Origin of the sequence: Roseospira visakhapatnamensis (genome assembly GCF_014197915.1) — a bacterium.
Taxonomy (GTDB): domain Bacteria; phylum Pseudomonadota; class Alphaproteobacteria; order Rhodospirillales; family Rhodospirillaceae; genus Rhodospira; species Rhodospira visakhapatnamensis.
The window spans coordinates 74483-92358 of record NZ_JACIGK010000005.1 but is presented as its reverse complement, the minus strand read 5'-3'; the positions used below and the strand labels follow the sequence as shown (position 1 = coordinate 92358).

Genomic DNA, 17876 nt, shown 5'->3' with positions numbered 1-17876 from the left:
ATCGTGCTGGGCAAGGCACCCGCCTTGCAACGGCATCAACAACAATATCATAGCAATAAGGAGGCTTGAAATGCCCCAAGAGAAGTCCCAGAACGTTCAGGACGTCTTCCTGAACTACATTCGCAAGAACAAGACACCGGTGACGATCTTCTTGGTTAACGGCGTAAAATTACAAGGTATTGTCACCTGGTTCGACAATTTTTCCTTGCTGTTGCGTCGTGACGGTCACACACAGCTTGTATACAAGCATGCCGTCTCCACCATCATGCCCAGCACCCAGGTTCAGTTGTTCGAGCCCAAGACCGAGGAAGGGGCTGAGACGTAGGCCGTGGGCAGCAAACAGATCATCGACGACCGGACCGCGCCGCCGCCCGATCGCGCCGTGGTCGTCCACCCGCACCTCAAGGGCGCCGGGGCGGCGGGCCGTACCCGGGACCCCTGGGTGCGGCTGGAGGAGGCCGTGGGGCTGGCGCGGGCCATCCACCTGGAGATCGTCGAGGCCGAGGTGATCCCGGTCACGCGCGCGCGGCCGTCCACCCTGCTGGGGGGCGGCGCCGTGGACCGTCTGGCCGAGATGGTGCGTGCCTCCGACGTCGCCGTGGTGATCGTCGACAGTTCCCTCTCTCCGGTGCAGCAACGCAATTTGGAGCGCGCGTGGTCGTGCAAGGTCATCGACCGCACCGGCCTGATCCTGGAGATCTTCGGCGAGCGCGCGCGCACCCGCGAGGGGCAGATGCAGGTGGAACTGGCGCATCTGTCCTACCAGCGCAGCCGCCTCGTGCGCAGTTGGACCCACCTGGAGCGGCAGCGCGGCGGCCTGGGCTTCATCGGCGGCCCGGGTGAGTCGCAGATCGAGATCGACCGCCGCCTGATCGGCGAGCGCATCGCCAATCTGCGGCGCCACCTGGACGAGGTGGTGCGCACCCGCGAACTGCACCGGGCGGCGCGTCGGCGGGTGCCCTATCCCATCGTCGCCCTGGTGGGCTACACCAACGCCGGCAAGTCCACGCTGTTCAATGCCCTGACCAGGGCGGACGTGCTGTCGCGGGACATGCTGTTCGCCACCCTGGATCCGACCATGCGCGGACTCGACCTGCCCTCCGGACGGCCGGTGATCCTGTCGGACACGGTGGGCTTCGTCTCCGACCTGCCGCACGAACTGGTGGCCGCCTTCCGCGCCACCCTGGAGGAGGTGCTGGCGGCCGACGTCATCGTGCATGTGCGCGACATGGCCTCGCCCGATACCGACGCCCAGAAGGCGGACGTGGCGCAGGTGTTGCGCGACCTGGGCCTGGAGACGGCCGTCGAGGCCGGCATGATCGAGGCCCTCAACAAGATCGATCGGCTGGACGAGGCCGGTCGCGCCGATCTGGCGGTGGGGGTGCATCGCCCGGACCGTCAGGTCCCGGTCTCTGCCGTCAGCGGTGAGGGGCTGGACGCGCTGGCGCGGGCCATCGACACCGCCCTGTCGGCGACGCGTATCGACCTGAGCCTGGATCTGGACGTGGCCGATGGCGCCACGCTGGCCTGGGTGTACCGCCGGGGCGAGGTGCTGGACCGCGTGGACGACGAGCGCGGCGTGCACCTGCGCGCCCGCCTGGATCCGCCGGACGCGGCGCGGCTGCGCCGCCGGCTCGGCCTGTCCGATCCGGCGTGCGAGCCCTGGGAGGCGGGGACGCCGCCGTGACGCCGGATCGCGGCGAACACCGGGGGAGGGGGACGCCATGGCCACCACCGAGGCGCAGCGCAAATGGCGCGGCAAGAACCACCTCGTCAAGCGGCAGTTGAACGTCATGGCCCAGGGGCTGGTGCATGGCTACCTGGACGAGATCGCCGCCGCCCATGACCTGCGCGGCAAGGGAGATGCGGTGGCCTTCGCCGCCTTCGCAACCCGGCTGATGATGCAGCAGGCGGAACACGACGCGACGGTCGCCGGGAAGCTGGCGGACCTGCGCGCGGCGTATCACCGCGACCGGGAGTTGTATCAGGGGTGACCCTCCGGCGCCGTTCTCCTTGCCCGAACGCGGTGGCTGGCGTACACGAAGCCCCATGACTCAGTTTGTGTCCATGACAGCGGTGGCCGCGGTGCTCGATGAGGTGGCGGCGACCGAGATCCTGCCTCGATTCCGCAATCTGGCCGACACCGACATTCACGCCAAGTCCTCGTCCGAGGATCTGGTGACCCTGGCCGATATCGAGGCCGAGCGCGCCCTCACCCGGCGTCTGCCGGACCTGCTGCCCGGATCCGTGGTGGTGGGCGAGGAGGCGGTCTACGCCGACCGCGCGGTGCTCGACCGCCTGAGCGGAGACCGGCCGGTGTGGGTGGTCGATCCCGTGGACGGCACCGGCAACTTCAGTCGGGGTGAGCCCGCGTTTGGCGTGATCGTGGCGCTGGTCCATCGCGGCGAGACGGTGGCCGGCTGGATCCTCGATCCCCTGGCGGAGCGCCTGGCGATGGCGGAGTTGGGCGCCGGCGCCACCGTGAACGGCCAGCCCGCGCGGGTGACGTCTCCACCCGGACCGCTGGACGCGTTTCGGGGGTGTGCCTTCGGCCCGCGCGAGCGGGCCTTGAGGGGGCACGTGCGGACGGTGCCCGTCATTCGCAGTGCCGCGCAGGTCTATCTTCGCCTGGTGACCAACGACTTCCAGTTCGCCGCCTTCTCCCGGCTGATGCCCTGGGATCACGCCGCCGGCGTGCTGATCCACGCCGAGGCGGGCGGCTATGGGCGCCTGATCGACGGATCCGCGTACGCGCCGACCCTGCGGGCCGGCGACATCGTCTTCGCGCCGGACAAGGCGTCGTGGACGCGCATGACAGGGTTGATGGGCGCGCGGGTCGGGCGCTGACGCGTCGTCGAGCCTGTATGGTGATGATCGTTTTTGTATACGATCATTGAGGTCGTTGGCGACATGTTGCATTCTCAGAATGGCTGTTTGTGGAAGTCATTCTGACACGGCGGCATCGACGACCGCCGGTCGAGCACGGGATTCGTGCCGGAGTGACCGAGATCCCTCTGAGGTTCGTGATACTCGGCTATATCCTATGGTGTGGTTTGGCGGCGGAGCGTCCTGGCATGGCGCATGCGCTTAAGGGTGCATGTCTTCGGTCTCGCGCCAAGGAGTTCCGCCATGTCTAAGGTTCCCTCAATGGTCTCTCGGGATCCTGTCGTATCCGTGATCATGACCGTGCCGCAGGGTGTCGACACGGTCCAACCGACGCTCTTGTCCGTGCTGTCCAGCAGCCTTGATGCGCTGGAACTGATTGTCATGGTCCCCGACCTGGACACCGGTGTCCGGGCGCATGTCCGTGGCCTGGCCCGCGTCGACCCGCGCGTGCGCCCCGTTCGCGCGCCGTTCGGCGACCGGGCGGTGGTGCGCAACAAGGGCGCGGAGTCCGCCCTGGGGGACGTGCTGGTGTTCCTGGATGCCGGCGCCTTCCTGGAGCCGACGGCGCTGGCCCGCATGGTCACCTGCCTGCGCGCCCACCCCGCGGTCACGGTGGTGCGGGGTCGTGTCGAGGGGATCGTGATCCCCGACCACGACCTGCGCGCGGCCGAGGTGATCGCCGACCTGCACGCCGACGACGACGGCGATGTGCTGGCGGTGCGCCGCATCGATTGGGACGCCCTGGGCGGGTTCGACCCCGCGCTGGAGCCGTGCTCGGATCGCGCCTGGCTGCTGCGGATCCTCGCCGAGGGCGGCGTCGTCCGCGCCATCACCGTGGCCACCCTGGGCTGGGGGCGGATCGCCGGCCAGGCCGACCAGGTGCTGTCGGTCGCGAGCGACCTGGCGGGCGTGCGGGCCGTCGACCGCCTGTGCCGGACCGACGATCGGAACGGAGCGGGCGGGAGCGCCGTGCGGTCCGCCTGCCGGCGGTCTCGGGCCTGGCGGCGCCGGGGGTTCGCGCGCGCGCTGCTGGCGGCGGGCGAGGGTGACCGGCTGCGGCCGCTGTCGGTGCTGGCGCAGGCGCTGGTGATCGACGCCACCCTGGCCCTGCGCGATCCCCTGGCGACCCTGCGCACCGCCGCCGGCGCGCTGACGACGGCCGTGCTGTCCTGGCGGCTGGGTCAGATCATCGGCGGCGTGCCGGCCCGCCGGGCCGCCTGTGCGGCGACGCCTTGAGCCGGGTCTTCCGCTGTCCCACATGCCGATCGAGCAACGATCGCTCGGGTGGTGACGCGGGAGGAGAGTAACGATGTCCACCAAATGCGAACGGCTGGCCGGGCTCCCGAGGACGGGACCGGGACTGGGGCGCGCGTGGCGCGCGGTGCTGGCCCTGGTCGTGGCGGTGTCGCTGGGGACCCACGGGACCACGGCGACGGCGGCGCCGCGAGCGGTTGTGGACGGCCATGCCGTCCGGGTGGAGGTGCTGACTCGGGCGCTGTCCTACCCCTGGGCGCTGACCTTCCTGCCGGATGGCGCGGCGCTGATCACCGAGCGTGACGGTCGCCTGCGGCTGTGGGCCGACGGTCGTCTGGATCCGCGCCCCATCGACGGCGTGCCGGCCGTCTGGGCCTCGGGCCAGGGTGGCCTGCTGGACGTGCTGGTCCATCCAGACGTCGACCGGACCGGCTGGATCTACCTCTCCCTCTCCCATCCCGACGGTGGCGGGCGCGCGCACACGCGGGTGGTGCGCGCGGTGTTCGACCGGGCGGGCCATACCTTGCGCGATGTCGAGGTGATCGTCGACGCGCTGCCCACCGGGCGTGGCGGACGCCATTTCGGCGCGCGGCTGGCGTTCGGCGGTGACGGCATGCTGTACATCACCACCGGCGAGCGGGGGGACGGCGACCGCGCCCAGGATCCCATGGATCTGGCGGGGAAGCTGCTGCGCCTGCATCCGGACGGCGCCATCCCCGACGACAATCCCTTTGTCGGCCGGGCCGGCGTGCGGCCGGAGATCTATGCGCTGGGCACGCGCAACGGCCAGGGCATGGACGTGCATCCCGACACCGGCGCCGTGTGGTTCCATGAGCACGGCCCGCGCGGCGGCGACGAGGTCAATCTGGCCCGCGCCGGCGTCAACTACGGCTGGCCGGTGGTCACCCACGGGCGCGCCTACAGCGGCCTTCCCATCGGCGAGGGACGCGAGAAGCCCGGCATGACCCCGCCCGTCTGGACCTGGGTGCCGTCCATCGCTCCGTCCGGGCTGGCGATCTACGACGGCGACCTGTTCCCCAACTGGCGGGGCGACCTGTTCGTGGGCGCCCTCAAGGCGCGCCTGATCGCCCGCCTGGAGATGGACGGTGACCGGGTGGTGACCGAGGAGCGCTTTCTGGAGGGCGACCTGGGGCGACTCCGTGCCCTGGAGGTGGGGCCGGACGGCGCGCTCTACCTGCTGACCGACGAGTCCGAGGGCATGCTGGCGCGGCTGGTTCCGGAAGCGCCCGGGTTGAAATAAGCCAATTTTTGGGCACCAGACAGCACGGGGTGGACATCCGCCCACGAAATGGTCACTCTTGGCCCCTGTTGCGGTGCGTGAGGGGCCGGCGTCCACGTCTTCCGGTCGTTTCATTGCGCATATGCATTGAAAAGTAGGACACGGGAGACGCGACGGATCATGTGTGGGGTGTGCGGCGAGTTTCGACTGGACGGTGGAGCGGCGGACGTCGGGGCGGTGCAGGCCATGGCCGAGGTCATGGTGCCGCGCGGACCCGACGGCGGCGGCGTCTTCGCGCAGGGGCGCATCGCCCTCGGCCATCGCCGGCTGAAGGTCATCGACCTGTCGGACCACGCGCAGCAGCCCATGGTCGACCCGGCGCTTGGGTTGGCCATCGTCTTCAACGGCTGCATCTACAACTATCCCCAGCTTCGCGACGACCTGATCGCCAAGGGCTACACGTTCTTTTCCCACGGCGACACCGAGGTGATCCTCAAGGCGTATCACGCCTGGGGGCGCGACTGCGTGCGCCGCTTCCAGGGCATGTTCGCGTTCTGCCTTTGGGAACGCGACAGCGGCCGGGTGGTGCTGGCGCGCGATCGGCTGGGCATCAAGCCGCTGTATCTGGCCGAGGGGCCGGGGCGGCTGCGCTTCGCCTCGTCGCTGCCGGCGCTGCTGGCGGCCGGCGACGTGGATACGGCCATCGATCCGGTGGCCCTGCACCACTACCTGACCTTCCATGCCGTGGTGCCGCCGCCGCATACCATCCTCAAGGGCGTGCGCAAGCTGCCGCCGGCCACGGTGGCGGTGATCGAGCCCGACGGCACCCGCAAGGACATGACCTACTGGACGATGGCCGTGCAGCCGGCCGGCGACGACCTCAGGCGCTCCTTCGAGGACTGGCAGGATCTGGTCCTGGAGTCCCTGCGGACGGCGGTGCGCCGCCGCCTGGTGGCCGACGTGCCGGTGGGCGTGCTGCTGTCCGGCGGCCTGGACTCCAGCCTGATCACCGGCTTGCTGGCCGAGGAAGGGCAGACCGGCCTGAAGACGTTCTCCGTCGGGTTCGAGGCCGCGGGCGGCGAAAGCGGTGACGAGTTCCAGTACTCGGACATCGTCGCCGAGCACTACGGCACCGATCACCACCGCATTTTCGTGCCGTCGGAGCGTTTGCTGGACACGCTGCCCGAGACCTTCCGGGCCATGAACGAGCCCATGGTCAGCTACGACAACGTGGGCTTCTATCTGCTGTCCAAGGAGGTCTCGAAGCACGTCATCGTCGTGCAGTCGGGACAGGGCGCAGACGAGGTCTTCGGTGGCTATCACTGGTATCCGCCGCTGGTGGACTCGAACGATCCGGTCGGCGACTACGCGCGGGTGTTCTTCGATCGCGATCACCGGGAGTTCAGCCGGGTCGTGCATCCGCGCTTCGTGAATGGCGACCACAGCCTGGACTTCGTGCGGGCCCACTTCGACCGCCCCGGCGCCGACCGGGCGGTGGACAAGGCCCTGCGCCTGGACACCACCGTCATGCTGGCGGACGACCCGGTCAAGCGCGTGGACAACATGACCATGGCCTGGGGCCTGGAGGCGCGTGTCCCGTTCCTGGATCACGAGCTTGTGGATCTGGCGGGTCGCATTCCCGCCGAACACAAGCTGCGCGACGAGGGCAAGGGGGTGCTCAAGGCCGCCGCGCGCCGGGTGATTCCGGCGGCGGTGATCGATCGCCCGAAGGGGTACTTCCCGGTGCCGGCGCTCAAGTACATCCAGGGGCCGTACCTGGACTTCGTGCGGGATGCCCTGCACAGCCGGGCGGCGCGCGAGCGGGACCTGTTCCAGGCCGACGCCCTCGACACCCTGCTGACCGAGCCCGACCGGCATATCACCCCCCTGCGGGGCTCCAAGCTCTGGCAGGTGGCGCTTCTGGAACTGTGGATGCAGACCCACGGACTGTGAGTCCGGACGCCGCCACCCGCGCGGCGGCCGGATGGCTCTCGTGAACCGTTCGCGAAGGATCACGCGCCATGACCACCAATGCCAGGACCCCGCAGTACGATCCCCGCGCCGAGCGCCTGCGCATGGCGTCCCTCAAGAACTGGGGCGCGGCGCCGCAATCGCCCGAGATCAAGGACATGCGCCAGGACGTGATCCTGGACTGCGGCTGGGGACGGCTGCTGTTCGCCCAGACGTTCTCCAGTGGACGCGCCATCGCCGACATCCTGCGCCGGGAGAGGCCGGGACGGCGCGACATCGCCTTCTACCTGCGTGATCCGCACGTGGTGCTGGCCCAGGCGCCCCAGGACCTGTTCCTGGATCCGTCCCATACCTTTCGCCTGTGGTTCGACCGCTACCGGACCTCGGCGCGGCGCCCCCAGGGCTTTTTCGTGCGCAAGCTGCGCCTGCCCGAGGATCTGGCGCCCCTCAACCGCATCTATCGGGCGCGCGGCATGGTGCCGCTGCCCGACGGGTTCCTGGAGGAGAACCGCAACAGCCGCACCCTGACCTGGTTCGTGGCCGAGGACGCCGACACCGCCGCGCCCATCGGCGTGGTGATGGGCGTGGACCACGTGCGGGCCTTCAACGATCCGGACCATGGATCCAGCCTGTGGGCGCTGGCGGTGGACCCCCAGACCACGCGGGCCGGCGTGGGCGAGGCCCTGTCCCGGCATCTGGCCGAGCACTTCCTGGCCAAGGGCCGGACATTCATGGATTTGTCCGTGATGCACGACAACACCCAGGCCATCGCCCTCTACGAAAAACTCAACTTCGAGCGCGTGCCGGTGTTCTGCCTGAAGAACAAGAACAGCATCAACGAAAAGCTGTTCATCGGCCCGGCGCCGGAGGCCAAGCTCAACCCCTATGCCCGCATCATCACGGACGAGGCGCGTCGGCGCGGCATCTCGGTGGACGTGCTGGACGAGGACGCCGCGTTCTTCCAGTTGTCCCTCGGCGGCCGGGCCGTCACCTGCCGCGAGAGCCTGTCGGAGCTGACCAGCGCCGTCGCCATGAGCCGCTGCGACGACAAGGCCGTCACCCGGCGGCTGCTGCGCGCCCACGACCTGGCGGTGCCCGATCAGGTCGAGGTGGACTCCGACGACACCGTGGCCGCCTTCCTGGACAAGCACGGTCGCGTGGTCGTGAAACCGGCCCGGGGCGAGCAGGGGCGGGGCATCAGCGTGGACTTGAGCGACCTGGAGACGGTGCGGGCGGCCATCGATCACGCGCGCACGGTGGCCGACACCGTGCTGCTGGAGCAGTTCGTGGAGGGCCAGGACCTGCGCATCATCGTCATCGACTACAAGGTGGTGGCCGGCGCCATCCGCAGGCCGGCCGGCGTTGTCGGCGACGGGCGGTCGGTGGTGCGCGACCTGATCGAGACGCAGAGCCGCCGGCGCGCCGCCGCCACCGGCGGGGAGAGCCGGATTCCCCTGGACGGCGAAACCGAACGGTGTCTGGGGCTGCTCGGGCTGACGCTCGACTCGGTGCCCGAGGCCGGCCATCAGGTCCAGGTGCGCAAGACCGCCAACCTGCACACCGGCGGCACCATTCACGACGTCACCGACCGGCTGCATCGGGTGCTGGTGGACGCCGCCGTCACCGCCGCCCGGGCCATCGAGATCCCGGTGGTGGGGCTGGACTTCATGGTGCCGTCGCCGTTCGCGCCGGACTATGTGATCATCGAGGCCAACGAGCGCCCGGGCCTGGCCAACCACGAACCGCAACCCACGGCCGAACGGTTCATCGACCTGCTGTTCCCGCGCACCCGCCACGTGCCCCTGGCCACCCTGTCCTGATCGTCGGGTTCGGGCACCGCGCCGACCCATGGCGGTTGCTTAACCCCATTTTGCCTGTTGCGTTGTGGCGGACCGGACGACACTCTTCGTCGTTGGCGCCGGGGCGGACACCCGCCTTGACTCGTGGAGACGGCGTCTGGTCGGAGACTGGGATGCCGTATGCCGCGAGTCTTCGGACCGCTTTTGGGGGCGGGCCGGCCACGGACTGCAACGGTCAGTCTCAAGGACCGTTGGTATGAGCGCGCCCACCGCCCGGCGGCGCCGCCGGCGTGGCGCCCCGGCCGCGGACGACCGGCCCGACGTGGCCCGCTGGGTGCTGACCGGCCGCCCGCGCCCGCGCGTCGAGGACACCATCCGCATCGCCGACCTGATGCGCGTGGCCGTCATGAGTACCTTCGGCTGGACGCGGGACCCGCGGACGGGCCGCAAGATCCCCTGCGCGCCGCCCGAAATCTCCGGACATGGGGGCGACAACGGCGCCTTGCGCGAGGACCCGTCGCATGGCCACGCCTTCTGGCTGCCCGAGGACGCCGACAACGACGGCTGGATCGATCATGTGACGGTCTGGCTGCCGGGCGGATTTCACCCCGACTGGCAGGCCAAGCTGTCCGGCCTGCGCAAGCTGTGGCTCAACCCCAGGGACCGGGCGTCCGGGGATGCCGAGGCCCATGCCCGGGCCGTCAAGGAATGGTCTCTGGCCCTGGACGGCTTCGGCGCGCCGGTGGACTTCGCGTCGGTCAGCCGGTTGTTCGGCTCGTCCCGTGTCTGGACCAGCCTGACCCCGTTCCTGGCCGCCGGCCACTTGAAGCGCGACCGCTACGGTGGCGAGGTCCGCCGCCTGCTGAAACGGCGCGGCCTGGTGAGCCCCGAGGTGGCCGACGCGGTCCAGGTCACGCCGGAGACGACGCTCCGCCTGACGCGCGGCAAGGACCTTCGCCCGACCCACTTTCACCGGGTTCGATCTCGGGGGAGCGAGCGCCAGCCCGACAGCCAGGGAAGCTTCCTGACCCTGACCTTCCCGGAAACACAGGACGGCCCTCTCGTTCTCGGGTTCGCCAGTCACTTCGGCCTGGGCTTGTTCGGACCCGGGAACGATACGGTGCCGTGAGCGATCCCGGCCGCGCCCGGCGGGCCTCGGCGGGCGTGGGTAGGCATGGTGCGGGGGCGGGCGCCGGTGCCCGCCCCCGGTGCCGTCGACTACGCGTGACCGCCTCGCTTGCTCATGAAGGCGCCGAAGGCACGGGCCTCGGCCTCGCTCATGTCCAGGCGGATGTGGGTGGCCGCCTCGGTCTGGGCCACCACCACGCCGGACAGGCGTCCCACGTCCGGAATGTTGATGCCGAAGCTCTGGCCCCGCTCCGTGGTCAGGGAGCGGTCCAGGGTGCCCACGCCGCTGGCCGCCACGTCCTGCAGCAGGCAGGTCCGCGTCTGTCCGTCGCCCAGGTCCACCGTCACCGCCAGGTTCAGGGTCTGGAGCGCGTTGGCCTCGCGGTCTTCGGCGCTGCCGGCGCGGATGATCTGCTCCAGGGCGTCCTGCATGTGCTGGACCCGATCCCGGACCTCTTCCGCCGTCCGCCGCACGTCGTTCGCGTGCCGGCCCGTCGTCTCGGCGCTGCCCGACACCGCCGCGATGTTGTCGGATGCATCCTGGGTGCTGTGTGCGGCCTGCTGGGCGTTCTGGCTGATCTCCCCGGTCGCCGCCGTCTGTTCCTCCACCGCCGCCGAGACGGCCGTGGTGATCTCGTTGATCTCGCCGATCACCGTCACGATGCTCTGGATCGCTTCCACCGCGTCCCGTGTCGCCGCCTGCATGCCGCCGATCTGCTCGGCGATGTCGTCGGTGGCCTTGGCCGTCTGGGTGGCCAGGGTCTTGACCTCGTTGGCCACCACCGCGAAGCCCTTGCCGGCCTCGCCGGCGCGCGCCGCCTCGATCGTCGCATTGAGCGCCAGAAGATTGGTCTGCTTGGCGATGTCGCTGATCAGGTTGACAACCTCGCCGATCTTGTCGGCCGCCTGCGCCAGGCCCTGGATGCGATCGTTGGTGCCTTCCGCCTGACGCGCGGCCCGGTGGGCGATGTCCGACGCTCCCGACACCTGGCGGCTGATCTCGCCGATGGAACTGGCCATCTCCTCGGCCGCCGCCGCCACGGCGTCCACGCTGGCGGAGGACTCCTGGGAGGCAGCCGAGGCCGCGCCGGCCCCCTTCTCGGTGTGCTCCACGGCCGAGGCCATCTCCACGGCGGTGTCGCGCATCACGTCCGACTGCTGCTGGACGACGGCGATGGCGCTGCGCACCTCCTCGTCCAGCGCGTTGGTCAGCGCGAACATCTCGGATTTCACGCGACGCGCGTTGCGGCGGTGGGCGGCCTCCTGCTCGGCCTGCATAGCCTCGATCTTGCGGCTGTTCTCCTTGAACACCTCGACCGTCGAGGCCATCGCCCCGATCTCGTCCTTATAGTCCTTCGCCGGAATCTCGACCGTGAAGTCATTGTTGGCCAACCGTTCCATGGCCGCCGTCATCGCCTTGACGGGCCGGGCGATGCTGGAGGCGATCAGCCAGGCGGCGACGGCCCCCAGCAGCACGGCCAACAGCGCGAGGGCGATGGTGACGGTGGTGTTGATGGAGACGCCGGCCTCGGCCTGCACGCCCAGGTCGTTCTGACGGCTCCTGACGTGGACGTTGAAGGCATCGATCTGCTCGGCGACGCGCGGACCGATCACGTTCAGCTTGGTCTTGATCACGTTGTTGCGCATGGAGGTGCGGGTGTGCGCCGCGTTGAACGCGGCCTGATAGGCGGACACGAGGGTCTTGGCCTCTTCCGTCAGCGCCCGCCGGGTCGGGTTTTCCAGGCGGGCCAGCAGGTCCTTGAGCCCGGTGTCGGTGTCCTTGAGTTCCTGGCGGACGCGATCATAGGCCGCCGTCTCGTGGCGTTGCAGGAAGCGAGCGGCGTACAGACGCGCCAGCAGCAGGCTCCGCATGGCCTGGCCGGCGAAAAAGGCGGCCTCGGCGTCGCCGTCGTCGTAGGCGCTGCGCATGACGTCGGTCAGGGCCTGTTCGATGGCCGGGCCTTTTTCGTCCATCTTCGCCACGTCCGCCTCGCGGGCCTTCTCCAGGTCACCCACCTGCCGGAAGCCCGAGACGTAGCTGACCAGATCGACGCGAATGCCCTCCAGCATGGCCCGGCGTTCTTCGTCGACGATGACCTCGAGGGTGGAGGTGATGGACTCCTGGGTCTCGACGGCCTGCGCGCGCACCTGGTCGATGGTCTTGTCGTCGCCCCGGATGATGAAGTCCTTTACCCCCATGCGGGTCAGCAGCATGTTGGTCTGCACGCTGCCGACCTCATTGGTGGACTGGGCGAGCCTCCTGTACTCCGCGAACAGGGAGCCGATGTTGGACAACGAGAAAATGGCAACGGCGCCAAGAATCAGCAGCAGCGCCAGCACGATGCCGAAGCCTCCATAGAGTTTGCTGCCGATGCGGATCGACTTCAGCATATCGAGCCTCATTGTTGGGGGGGACGAGACCGCGATGATCCCGCGTCGCATGCCCGGGACGGCGCGACGGCACGGGCCTCGGCCTCGTTCAGGATGGGACGGACGCGCATGGCCGGGGCCGTTCGGGCCATGAGCCCGGCGGCGATACATCCGGCATCCGGCGGGATGTCGACGCGGTCGGCGCGTCCTGGCGCGGGGGGCCGGGAGCGGGTCCGGAGAGACGCCCGGGGTGGGGATAGGGTCCGCCCCGGATGGGCCGGGAGGACGCTCCCCGCCAAGCCACGCCGATCGCGCGGCGCGGGGACCATGGGGAGGCGCGCGGTGCGATCCAGGGCACGGGACCGGGCCGTGGCGAAGGGCATGCTTCTCCAGGGTTTGCTCTTCGCCGAACGGACCCACGCCTCTAAATCGAGCGGATTCATAACCAGTCGCTTTATGATCACCGACACAAATATCGCGGTGACGCTACCACCCACAAAACATAGTGTACAGGACTAGAAAGCGGGCACCAAGTTTAAACAAAGACGCGTAAAATACTCAAGGTGAGCATGCGCCATGAATTAAAATCATGAGTTTTATATAAGCATGTATCGCTCGTATTGTCGGCAGTTTTTCTCAGGTCCTCTCATATCCCGACACATTCGAAAACGTCCGTCCTCCTCAACCGTCGACCACCATACCCATCTGGCGTCCTGTTCGACAAGATGCCTGACGGTTCGCGACGGTGGATCAGGCTGGCGACCGGGGCCGACTCGCGGGCCCCCCGGGCGACGCGAGTCATGCCGGACAGAGGTTCGTCACCGCGACGCCACCACGGACTCCGGATGCGGGTGGGGGTGCCGCGCCGGTCCCCCGTCCGCCGGTCCCCCCGACGCCGGTCTCGCCCGCCGGCTATCGGCTGCTGATGCTTCTCTTGCTGACGAACGCGGTGAACGCGCGCACCTCGGCCTCGCTCATGTCCAGGCGGATGTGGGTGGCCGCCTCGGTCTGGGCCACCACCACGCCGGACAGGTGCCCGATGCCCGGGATGTCGATGCCGAAGGTCTGGCCCCGCGCGGCGGTCAGGGAGCGGTCCAGGGTGCCCACGCCGCTGGCCGCCACGTCCTGCAGCAGGCAGGCGCGCTGCTGCCCGTCGCCCAGGTCCACCGTCACCGCCAGATTCAGGGTGCGCAGCGCGTTGGCCTCGCGATCCTCGGCGCTGCCGGCGCGGATGATCCGCTCCAGGGCATCCTGCATGTGCTGGACCCGCTCCCGAACCTCCTCCGCCGACTGCCGCACGTCGCTCGCGTGCCGGCCGGTCGTCTCGGCGCTGCCCGACACCGCCGCGATGTTGTCGGACGCATCCTGGGTGCTGTGCGCCGCCTGCTGGGCGTTCTGGCTGATCTCCCGGGTGGCGGCCGTCTGTTCCTCCACCGCCGCCGACACCCCGGTCGTGATCTCGTTGATCTCGCCGATCACCGTCACGATCCCCTGGATCGCCTCCACCGCCTCCCGCGTCGCCGCCTGCATGCCGCCGATCTGCTCGGCGATGTCGTCGGTGGCCTTGGCCGTCTGGGTGGCCAGGGTCTTGACCTCGTTGGCTACCACCGCGAAGCCCTTCCCGGCCTCGCCGGCGCGCGCCGCCTCGATCGTTGCGTTCAACGCCAGCAGGTTGGTCTGCTTGGCGATGTCGCTGATCAGGTTGACGACCTCGCCGATCTTGTCGGCCGCCTGCGCCAGGCCCTGGATGCGATCGTTGGTGCCTTCCGCCTGACGCGCGGCCCGGTGGGCGATGTCCGAGGCCCCCGACACCTGGCGGCTGATCTCGCTGATGGAACTGGCCATCTCCTCGGCCGCCGCCGCTACGGCGTCCACGCTGGCGGAGGACTCCTGGGATGCCGACGACGCCGCGCCGGCCCCCTTCTCGGTGTGGTCGACGGCCGAGGCCATCTCCACGGCCGCGTCGTGCATGGCCTCGGTCTGCTGCTGGACGATGGCGATGGCGCTGCGCACCTCCTCGTCCAGCGCGTTGGTCAGCGCGAACATCTCGGTCTGGACCCGCCGCGCGTTGCGGCGGTGGGCGGCTTCCTGCTCGGCCTGCATGGCCTCGATCTTGCGGCTGTTCTCCTTGAACACCTCGACCGCCGAGGCCATCGCCCCGATCTCGTCGCCGCGATGCTGGCCCTCGATGTTCACGGAGAGATCACCGCTGGACAGCGCCATCATGTTCCCGGTCAGACGCCCGATGGGCCGGGTGATGCCGTGCAGGACCATCACCGCCACCACGGCCGCGAGCGCCAGCACCAGCGCGGCCACGGCTAGCATCTGTCCGGCCAGCACCCAGGTCGCCTCGTTCACGTCACTGACATAAACGCCCGTGCCCAGCACCCAGCCCCAGGGTTCGAAGGTCGCCGCCCAGGAGACCTTCTGTTCCGGCTGATCGGATCCCGGCCGGGGAAACCGGTAGTCGACCTGACCGCCGCCCTTCCGGGCCGCGGCGATCAACTCCTCGATGATGCGCTTGCCGTCTGAATCGGTCAGGTCACTCTTGTCCGTCCCCTCCCACGCCTGCCGGGGGGCAAACACCTGCATCAGGCCGGAGTAGTCCATCACGAAGATGTACTCGTTACCCGCGCCATACCGCATGGCGCGCACCGCCTCCCGGGCCCGGTCCTGGGCCGTTTCCTTGTCGATGAGCCCGGACTCCGCCTGCTGGTGATACAGGGCGATCTCCGACCGGGCGGCGTCGATGATGGACCGCACGCTGGTGACGCGCTCGTGCATGATCTCGCTGCGAATGACGGTCACCGAAAACGCGACAATGGCCAGGAGGCCCAAGGCCGTGACCACGGTCGGGAACCAGATCTTGATGCTGATACGGATGTCCTTGAGCCCCATGACCTGCACCTTCCCTCAGGCGACCGAATAAAGGGGGGAGTGAACCGTTCCGTCCGTGACCTCGTGAAACGCAACTCCAGCCCTACCAAGTTATACTCTGATCCGAGTGTTGTAGAGGTTAATAAACCCCTAATAATTGATCCTGCCAAGGGGCAGAAGCAACCTGAGGTCTCCCCAGCGAAACACTTATAAACGCGACGGTTTCCGTCAGCAGAACTGCCAAGGCGCGCTTATTGAAGAGTTCTCATCATGCCTGTCAAGAGTTGTCCGGACGCGGACGCCTGGGGGCACCCGACCCGCCGGTCCCTCCGCGACGCCGGCAAGGGCCGCGCCTATCCGGCGTGGGGCTCCATTGTGCCTGTTTCCGCGGTTTTCGCGCGTGGCAATGTCACAAAAAGTTCCGGAAGAGGCGGCCATCCTGTCCACCGCCGGTTGCGGCGTGGGGCATGACGAGGCGCGCGGTTTCCATGGCAATTTCCAGGGCAAGTCACCCGGCGAGAGTGGTTGCGGAGTCTCAACCATGGGAGGCTGATAGTCGCGCCGTGATGCTTCCGGTCGCTCTGTCGGGTGATCCGGCGGGGCGCGGTGGGCGTCGAGTCGCGGCTCCCCCGTCGCCGTCACAACCGGCTACGGCGCGATGGTGATCCAGCCGTCCAACTGCCGTTCCACGATCTCGGCGATGCCGGCCTGGACCCAGTCCACCCCGGGAATCAGGTCGTCCGGCGCGTGTCCGGTCGTCTCCATGGTGTTGCCGCAGGCCACGTACTCGATGTCGAACTTGATCTGGCTTTCGATGCGCGCCCGCACCGGGCTGTCGCGATAGAGCATGTCCATGCCCTGGCCGAAGGCGACGATGGCGATTTGCACATTATCGAAGCCGTAGAACTTCTGGAGGTTGATGGCGTTCCACAGGATGCTGTGGACGGCCTGCTCGTCGGCGGTGGTGAGTTGCAGGATGATCCGGCGCGGCGTGTCGAAGTCCGGCGGCGGATCGGTGAGCACCGTCTCTCCGGCGGCGGCGGGCGCTGACCCGCCGGCTAGCACGAGGCCGGCGACCAGCAGCGGCGCGGCAAGGGAACGAAGGCACGACGGACGAAGGCTACGCATGCGGGTCTCCCGTGTGCGGGGGTGCGCGCCGGTCCGCGCGCCAAGGCCCGGCGGGACCGCCGCGTCGTTATTCCTGGTGGGGGCGTGCCCCGGCGATCCCAAAGGCGTGACGCCGGCCATCGCCGCCGTCCGGACCGGGGCACGATGGTCAACGGTCGATGACGGTCTCGACGGCGTCGGCGATGTCCTCCACGTACAGGTCCGTGAAGTAGTGGGTGGCGCCCTCGACCTCCTGGACGGAGACCGTGTCGCTGTCCATGCCCGCCAGGTTCTCCATCAGGCCCGGAACCACGTCATCGGCGGTGCCGACCACGACCACCGTGGGGACGTCGACGTCGCCCAGCAGGGTCGGCGTGTGGCGGCGCGCGTCGTCGCCGTAATAGTCCAGCACCGTGCCGGCGGCGACCCGCGCCTCCTGACAGTACAGGAAGCGGTCCAGGTCCATGAGGGTGTCGGGCTCCTGGTCCTTGGCCTCGGCCAGCAGATCCGCCAGCGGGCGGCCGGTCGCCGCCTCGTACTGCTGGGCGAAGGCGCGGGCATTCCAGAGCGCCGGGGCCACCAGGACCGCCCCGGTGACCACCGGCGCCGGAGAGTCGGTGAGGTACCAGGCCACCTGGTTGCCGCCGCGCGAGTGCCCCAGCAGCACGACGGTGTCCACCTCCCGTGCCACCAGCCAGTCCACCCAGGCCCCGATCTCGGCCATGGCGTCGGTATGCTTGTGGCGGTGCGGCTGATCGCAGGCAAAGCTGCCCTGGCGCGCGTCCACCCCCAGGCCGAGGGTGATGGCCAGGGTGTTGAGGCCCCGTTCGGCCAGTGCCGCCTGGGTATCGGTCATGATCTCCATGCCGTTGTGGGCCAGCGTGCCATGCACCAGCAGCACCGTCGGATCGCTCGCCGCCGCGCCGTCGGCCACGCGGTGGTCGGCGGTCAGGGTTAGGTCATGGTAGGCCAGGGAGACCGGCTCCGCGCGCGCGGGTGCGGCGGCCGCCAGAGCGAGTCCCAGGCCTGCGCCCAGGGCGCGCCATGACCCGATGATGGGGTGATGGGGGTCTGTCATGGTTCGGATCCTCCCTCGGTATCCTTGGCCGTCGACGCGGTCTTGTTCGCTCCGCGCCGTTCGGCTTGCTTGGGTCCCGTCTCGATCCCGGCGGGCCGCCGGACCGGGGTCCGGGGGGGTGCCGCCGTCTCCCGGGTGTCGGGCCGTGATGCCGGTCGGCACGGGA

General features: G+C 69.1%; 13 protein-coding genes. 9 read left to right on the top strand and 4 right to left on the bottom strand.

Going from position 1 to position 17876, the window contains the following annotated elements:
- The first annotated feature begins 70 nt into the window (after positions 1-70).
- The 9 genes from hfq to csb2 all read left to right on the top strand — a co-directional run bounded on the left by hfq (position 71) and on the right by csb2 (position 10279).
- Complete coding sequence (gene hfq, locus GGD89_RS04705) at positions 71-325, top strand: RNA chaperone Hfq (RefSeq protein WP_184042958.1); 255 nt, start codon at positions 71-73, stop codon at positions 323-325.
- 3 nt (positions 326-328) lie between these two features.
- Positions 329-1687: a GTPase HflX gene (hflX, locus tag GGD89_RS04700; RefSeq protein WP_343058538.1), complete on the top strand. Its 1359-nt coding sequence runs from the start codon at positions 329-331 to the stop codon at positions 1685-1687.
- Between the two features lie 37 nt (positions 1688-1724).
- On the top strand, positions 1725-1994 hold the full coding sequence (locus GGD89_RS04695; RefSeq protein WP_184042957.1) for a hypothetical protein: 270 nt from the start codon (positions 1725-1727) through the stop codon (positions 1992-1994).
- Between the two features lie 55 nt (positions 1995-2049).
- Positions 2050-2847: an inositol monophosphatase family protein gene (locus GGD89_RS04690; RefSeq protein WP_184042956.1), complete on the top strand. Its 798-nt coding sequence runs from the start codon at positions 2050-2052 to the stop codon at positions 2845-2847.
- 333 nt (positions 2848-3180) lie between these two features.
- On the top strand, positions 3181-4122 hold the full coding sequence (locus tag GGD89_RS04685) for a glycosyltransferase family A protein (RefSeq protein ID WP_246422640.1): 942 nt from the start codon (positions 3181-3183) through the stop codon (positions 4120-4122).
- Positions 4123-4195: 73 nt separating this feature from the next.
- Positions 4196-5401 (top strand): PQQ-dependent sugar dehydrogenase, encoded by a 1206-nt coding sequence (locus tag GGD89_RS04680; RefSeq protein WP_184042954.1) that lies wholly within the window; start codon positions 4196-4198, stop codon positions 5399-5401.
- Between the two features lie 159 nt (positions 5402-5560).
- Complete coding sequence (locus GGD89_RS04675; protein WP_184042953.1) at positions 5561-7333, top strand: N-acetylglutaminylglutamine amidotransferase; 1773 nt, start codon at positions 5561-5563, stop codon at positions 7331-7333.
- Positions 7334-7401: 68 nt separating this feature from the next.
- The gene (gene ngg, locus GGD89_RS04670) at positions 7402-9171 is read left to right on the top strand and encodes an N-acetylglutaminylglutamine synthetase (RefSeq protein WP_184042952.1); all 1770 of its coding nucleotides are present in this window, start codon (positions 7402-7404) and stop codon (positions 9169-9171) included.
- Between the two features lie 235 nt (positions 9172-9406).
- The gene (gene csb2, locus GGD89_RS04665) at positions 9407-10279 is read left to right on the top strand and encodes a type I-G CRISPR-associated protein Csb2 (RefSeq protein ID WP_184042951.1); all 873 of its coding nucleotides are present in this window, start codon (positions 9407-9409) and stop codon (positions 10277-10279) included.
- Positions 10280-10368: 89 nt separating this feature from the next.
- Here the strand turns inward: csb2 and GGD89_RS04660 are convergent, their stop codons facing one another.
- The 4 genes from GGD89_RS04660 to GGD89_RS04645 all read right to left on the bottom strand — a co-directional run bounded on the left by GGD89_RS04660 (position 10369) and on the right by GGD89_RS04645 (position 17710).
- Entirely contained in the window at positions 10369-12669 is a 2301-nt protein-coding gene (locus GGD89_RS04660; protein ID WP_184042950.1) for a HAMP domain-containing methyl-accepting chemotaxis protein, read from the bottom strand.
- An 891-nt stretch (positions 12670-13560) separates the two neighbouring features.
- Positions 13561-15546, bottom strand: a complete 1986-nt coding sequence (locus GGD89_RS04655; protein WP_184042949.1) for a methyl-accepting chemotaxis protein — start codon at positions 15544-15546, stop codon at positions 13561-13563.
- Between the two features lie 627 nt (positions 15547-16173).
- Complete coding sequence (locus GGD89_RS04650; protein ID WP_184042948.1) at positions 16174-16653, bottom strand: DsrE family protein; 480 nt, start codon at positions 16651-16653, stop codon at positions 16174-16176.
- A gap of 148 nt (positions 16654-16801) precedes the next feature.
- Entirely contained in the window at positions 16802-17710 is a 909-nt protein-coding gene (locus GGD89_RS04645; RefSeq protein ID WP_184042947.1) for an alpha/beta fold hydrolase, read from the bottom strand.
- Positions 17711-17876: the final 166 nt, after the last annotated feature.